We start from the raw sequence: 1,118 nt of genomic DNA, 5'->3' as shown, positions 1-1,118 counted from the left end.
CCGCGCTGGGTTCGATGCTCCACGTCGACTTTCACCCGATTGCGGATTGAGCCGGCAATGGCCTTGCCATCGATCAACTGAGCGGTCATCGACTTTCCTTTCTGAGTCCTGAGGGTGCCGGTAGCGGACCGACGAAGCGGGCAATTTTCGCACGCTTGGCGATGCAGTCAACGTAAGCTGAAGCGTAAGTGGAATTTGGTACCGGTTTTGGCCTTTCTGCCGATCGGGTCAATCGACGTTAAGTGCACGTAAAGGCTTGACCCGACAGAAAGGATCCGTAGAATACGCAGCGCATCGAAGGGCTCGTAGAGTCATCGGGCATGACAGACGTCTTACGGGGTATAGCGCAGTCTGGTAGCGCGCCTGCTTTGGGAGCAGGATGTCGGGGGTTCGAATCCCTCTACCCCGACCACGACGTCGCGTTCATGTTGATGAAAATGCAGCCGGTATTGGAATGCGCCTATAGCTCAATCGGATAGAGCAACGGCCTTCTAAGCCGTAGGTTGCAGGTTCGAGTCCTGCTGGGCGCGCCACTCTCCATCCAGTGTAGTGGTCCCGGTCGATGCAAAATCGGTATGGTGGGTGTAGCTCAGTGGTAGAGCCCCGGATTGTGGCTCCGGTGGTCGTGGGTTCGATCCCCATCATCCACCCCATTGCCGATCATGATTTTGAAGACCACAGTTTAGAAATGGTGGGTGTAGCTCAGTGGTAGAGCCCCGGATTGTGGCTCCGGTGGTCGTGGGTTCGATCCCCATCATCCACCCCATTTCTTCCCCGGTTGTCTCCCTTCTTTTTGACACTGCTCCTGCTATTCTGCACGTCATCTATCGCTGCCAGGCGTTTCCTGTCGACGCTTCAGCGAGATGCCGAGGTAGCCTAAAGTCGATTTTTATGGCCCTGGACTTGTATTTCGTCCCGATTAGCACCATTTACCGCGCTAGTCTGCTTGCCAGTAGGCATGGGGATTCATAAAATCGCCCCCTGTTTAGAAATGAGTGCTTTGAAATGACAGTTTTGAAGCCTGGTTTTTGAGTCGCAATCACAGAACGCCCCCGTCGGTAGAGGATCATCTATGCAAGTTTCCGTTGAGACGACATCTCAGATCGAACGTCGCATCA

4 tRNA genes are annotated in these 1,118 nt (G+C 54.4%); all 4 read left to right on the top strand.

The window, feature by feature from the left end:
- Positions 1 to 335: 335 nt before the first annotated feature.
- The 4 genes from BTW07_RS18665 to BTW07_RS18650 all read left to right on the top strand — a co-directional run bounded on the left by BTW07_RS18665 (position 336) and on the right by BTW07_RS18650 (position 766).
- Positions 336 to 412: transfer RNA gene (locus BTW07_RS18665), tRNA-Pro, on the top strand.
- A 44-nt stretch (positions 413 to 456) separates the two neighbouring features.
- Positions 457 to 533 (top strand) — tRNA-Arg (locus BTW07_RS18660).
- Between the two features lie 45 nt (positions 534 to 578).
- A tRNA-His gene (locus tag BTW07_RS18655) sits at positions 579 to 653 on the top strand.
- A gap of 38 nt (positions 654 to 691) precedes the next feature.
- Positions 692 to 766 (top strand) — tRNA-His (locus BTW07_RS18650).
- Positions 767 to 1,118: the final 352 nt, after the last annotated feature.

The sequence above is a fragment of the Salinicola socius genome (genome assembly GCF_001937195.1).
GTDB lineage: Bacteria > Pseudomonadota > Gammaproteobacteria > Pseudomonadales > Halomonadaceae > Salinicola > Salinicola socius.
This window is presented reverse-complemented; position numbering and strand designations above follow the sequence as displayed.